The organism is Streptomyces boncukensis (genome assembly GCF_011045075.1).
GTDB classification, from domain to species: domain Bacteria; phylum Actinomycetota; class Actinomycetes; order Streptomycetales; family Streptomycetaceae; genus Streptomyces; species Streptomyces boncukensis.
This window is the reverse complement of sequence record NZ_JAAKZZ010000635.1, coordinates 1-3,646: the sequence shown is the minus strand read 5'-3', so window position 1 is coordinate 3,646 and position 3,646 is coordinate 1. Positions and strand designations below refer to the sequence as shown.

General features: G+C 75.2%; 4 protein-coding genes and 1 pseudogene. 2 read left to right on the top strand and 3 right to left on the bottom strand.

The genetic code is table 11. The features are described 5' to 3' along the window. Together G5C65_RS38735 and G5C65_RS33375 are read left to right on the top strand one after the other, a co-directional pair. Positions 1-363 (top strand): annotated as a pseudogene (locus G5C65_RS38735) (hypothetical protein); the annotation flags it as partial. Positions 364-455: 92 nt separating this feature from the next. Beyond that, entirely contained in the window at positions 456-599 is a 144-nt protein-coding gene (locus G5C65_RS33375; RefSeq protein ID WP_165302805.1) for a hypothetical protein, read from the top strand. Between the two features lie 72 nt (positions 600-671). Here the strand turns inward: G5C65_RS33375 and G5C65_RS33370 are convergent, their stop codons facing one another. From G5C65_RS33370 to G5C65_RS33360, 3 genes are all read right to left on the bottom strand, one after another. Then, positions 672-1,568: a 3-oxoacyl-ACP reductase gene (locus tag G5C65_RS33370; protein ID WP_165302804.1), complete on the bottom strand. Its 897-nt coding sequence runs from the start codon at positions 1,566-1,568 to the stop codon at positions 672-674. 73 nt (positions 1,569-1,641) lie between these two features. Then, positions 1,642-2,718: a Zn-dependent alcohol dehydrogenase gene (locus G5C65_RS33365; protein ID WP_165302803.1), complete on the bottom strand. Its 1,077-nt coding sequence runs from the start codon at positions 2,716-2,718 to the stop codon at positions 1,642-1,644. Positions 2,719-2,755: 37 nt separating this feature from the next. After that, positions 2,756-3,613: a MaoC/PaaZ C-terminal domain-containing protein gene (locus G5C65_RS33360; RefSeq protein ID WP_165302802.1), complete on the bottom strand. Its 858-nt coding sequence runs from the start codon at positions 3,611-3,613 to the stop codon at positions 2,756-2,758. Positions 3,614-3,646 lie beyond the last annotated feature (33 nt).

Genomic DNA, 3,646 nt, shown 5'->3' with positions numbered 1-3,646 from the left:
CCCGCCCCGCTCCCCGAGCCGGAGCCCGCGCCACCGCCCCCGCGGGGCGGGCCGGGCACCGAGCAGGACAGCGCGCCGGGCGCGCCGGGAACGGCGCCGACCAGGCGGGACGCCGCTCCGCGGGCCGCGCCGGAGCCGGGGTCTCCGGACGGGCCCGAGCGCCCGGCGGACGTCACGTCTGTGCAACAGCACGGTCACGCCGACGGGCAGCCCGCGCCCGCTCCGCCCTCGCCGCGCGGCGCGCCGCCCCCGGGCGTCAGCGGCCTTTCCGCAGGCAGCGCCGGTGCGTTCGGGCGGTTGCCGGACCCGGTGTCCAAGCCGGTTCCCCTCCAGCAGGCCCCGCTGGCCAGCGGAACCGCCTAGTCCAGGTCTCAAACGGAATGATCGTTGCTGCACATCGTCGTTAAACTCCGCCGGGTACGACGGCAGCAACAGATTCACGGAGTTACTTCGCGATGTCCGACACCCAGACCGAGACGCCCAGCGACGAGCAGACGGCCGGCCAGGGGACAGGGGGGAAGCACAGGGGGCAAGCCGCCGTCTCCGAGGACGACAAGGTGCCCACGCACGGGCGCCACCGCCGCCCGGCGGGCGACTGAGCAGCCAGGCACGGGTTTCCGGGGCTCCCCTCCCGCCGGGAGGGGAGCCCCGTGCTGTGTCCGGCCCGCCGCTCAGTCCTTCTTCAGGCCCAGCACCTCGTCCGCCGCGAAGCCCTCGCGCGGCGCGCGCTGGGCGAAGTACGGCGTGAGCACCCCGTCCAGCTCCGGCACGCTGAAGAAGTCCCCCGCCGTGTCGAACTTCGCCGCCACCCGGGGGCGTTCCATCAGCGCGACCATCCCGCCGTGCACGACGAAGAGCTGGCCGGTGATCCGCTCGGCGGCCGGCGAGGCGAGATAGCCGACGAGCGGCGAGACATGCTCGGGTGCGAGCGGGTCGGGGCCGTCCTCCGGCGCCGCGAGGCCCTGGAAGACCTCCTGTGTCATCCGGGTGCGGGCGCGGGGGCAGAGGGCGTTGGCGGTCACGCCGTACTTGCCGAGGGCGCCCGCCGTGGAGGTCGTCAGGCCGACGATGCCGCCCTTGGCCGCCGCGTAGTTGGGCTGGCCGGGCGAGCCCGCCAGGAACGCCTCCGAGGAGGTGTTGACGATCCGCCCGTACACCGGCCCGCCGGTCTCCTTGGCGCGCCGCCGCCAGTGCGCCGCGGCGAACCGGGTCATGGCGAAGTGGCCGCGCAGATGGACGCGGAGGACGGTGTCCCACTCCTCCTCGCTCATGGAGAAGACCATCCGGTCGCGCAGGATCCCGGCGTTGTTGACCAGGATGTCGAGCGAGCCGTGGGTGTCGACGGCCAGCGCGACCAGGTGTTCGGCCTGGGCGAGGTCGGCGATGTCGCCGCGGTGCGCGGTGGCCGCGCCGCCCGCGGCGCGGATCTGCGCTGCGGTGTCCTCCACGGCCTCGTCGAGGTCGTTGACGACGACGCCGGCGCCGAGGCGGGCCAGTTCCTGTGCCTCGGCGCGGCCCAGTCCGCGGGCCGCGCCGGTGACAACGGCCGTTTTGCCGTGCAGCGTCATATTCCGGGTTCCTGTTCCTGGGTAGGAGCTGCCCCTTGCGGCACGTCGCAGGATGCGGGGAGCAAGGGGGCGGTCAGAGCGTGATGCTGGTCCGCAGCGCTTCGCCGGTGCGCATCTGGTCGAGGGCCTCGTTGATCTCGCCGAGCCGCACCCGGTGCGTGATCAGCCCCTCCAGGTCGATCCGGCCCGCCCGCCACAGGGCGATCGCCCGCTCGTAGGCGCGCAGCACGTCCCCGCCCCCGTACAGCGACGGCAGGATCCGCTTCTCGTCGAAGAACAGCTCGAACATGCTGAGCTGGAGGTGGTCGTCCACGGCGCCCGCGCCGACGATGCAGAGCGTGCCCCCGCGCCGGGTGGCCTCGTACGCGGTGCGCGCGGTGGCGGACCTGCCGACGACCTCGAAGACGTAGTCGAAGCCCTCGTCCGCCGTGAGCCGCTGCCTGGCCTCCGCGAGCCCGTCCGGCGCGACGGCCTCCGTGGCGCCGAACCGCAGCGCGGCCTCCCGGCGCGCGGCGACCGGGTCGACGGCGACGATCCGCGCGGCGCCGCACACCCGCGCGCCCTGGATCGCGCTGATGCCGACCCCGCCGCAGCCGATGACGGCCACCGAGGCGCCCGGCGCCACCCGCGCGGTGTCCAGCGCGGCGCCGAGTCCGGTGGTGACGCCGCAGCCGAGCAGCGCGGCGACCTCGAAGGGGACATCGTCCGGGACGGGCACGGCGCAGGCCGCGTCCACGACGGTCTCCTCGGCGAAGGTGCCGGTGCCGGCGAACCCGTAGAGGTCGCCGTCGGCGCGGGTGAAGTTGGGGGTGCCCGCGTTCATGAAGCCGCTGATGCACAGGTGCGTCTGGCCCCGGCGGCAGGACGGGCAGGAGCGGCACGCCGGCAGCCAGCACACCAGCACCCGGTCCCCGGGCCGCACCGAGGTGACGCCGTCCCCGGTCTGCACCACCTCGCCCGCGCCCTCGTGGCCCGGCACGAAGGGGGCGGGCTGCGGCAGCACCCCGTTCATCGCGGACAGGTCGGAGTGGCACAGCCCGGTCGCCCGCAGCCGGATCCGCACCTTGCCGGGCCCGAAGCCCTGGGGTTCGACGCCGTCGAGGACGTCGAGCTTGTCCTGCCCTGTCTCGTGCAGCACGGCCGCGCGCATCTGCGGCTCCTCTCGTACGGCTCGGCGGTTCGTCCGGTCAGGTGTGGGTGACGAGGGCGTCGGCCAGCACGGAGGCGTCGTCCCGCTCGGCGGCCGTGGCGGTGAGCTGGAGCTGCCCCTCCCCCGTGCGCCACATCCGCACCCGCAGCGTCTCGCCCGGGTAGGCGACGCCGGTGAACCGGGCGGTATAGCTGCGCACCCGGTCCACCGCGCCGTCGAGGGCGCGGTCCACGGCGGACTTGAGCACCACGCCGTAGGAGCACAGGCCGTGCAGGATGGGCCGCTCGAAGCCCGCGAGCCGGGCGAACTCGGGGTCGGCGTGCAGCGGGTTCCAGTCGCCCGAGAGGCGGTAGAGCAGCGCCTGGTTCTCCTGGAGGGGGCACTCGGCGGTGCGGTCGGGCTCCCGGTCGGGCGCGGGGAGCCGGTCGGAGGGGCCGCGCTCGCCGCCGAAGCCCCCCTCGCCGCGCACATACAGCTGCGCCTCGGTGCTCCACAGCGGCCCGTCGGCGTCGGCGACGTCGGTGCGCAGCACGAGGACGGCGGCCTTGCCCTTGTCGTAGACGGCGGCGACGCGGGCGGTGGCGGTGGCGGTGCCCTGGACGGGGATCGGGCGGTGCGCCTCGACGCGCTGGCCGCCGTGCAGCACGGCGGCCAGGTCCACCTCGATGCCGGGCGCGCCGAGCCCGCCGACGACGCCCATCCCGGCGCCCGCGACGGTGGCGAAGCCGGGCAGGACGTGCAGCTTGCTCTCCAGGACGTAGCGCAGCTCGGCGGGGTCGGTGGCGGGGACTCCGGCGCCCAGGCCCAGGTGGTAGAGCTGGACGTCCTTGTGGTCCCAGGTGATGTCGGTGCTGCGCGGCTCGGCGGCCAGGGCCTTCTGGGCGTCGATGGGCATGGGGCGGGGGCTCCTCGGCTCGCGGCGGGGCCG

What these genes read in the sequence shown, in the direction of transcription:
- G5C65_RS33375 (WP_165302805.1), top strand. Translation starts at nt 456, where the DNA reads ATGTCCGACACCCAGACCGAGACGCCCAGCGACGAGCAGACGGCCGGC.
- G5C65_RS33370 (WP_165302804.1), bottom strand. Translation starts at nt 1,568, where the DNA reads ATGACGCTGCACGGCAAAACGGCCGTTGTCACCGGCGCGGCCCGCGGA.
- G5C65_RS33365 (WP_165302803.1), bottom strand. Translation starts at nt 2,718, where the DNA reads ATGCGCGCGGCCGTGCTGCACGAGACAGGGCAGGACAAGCTCGACGTC.
- G5C65_RS33360 (WP_165302802.1), bottom strand. Translation starts at nt 3,613, where the DNA reads ATGCCCATCGACGCCCAGAAGGCCCTGGCCGCCGAGCCGCGCAGCACC.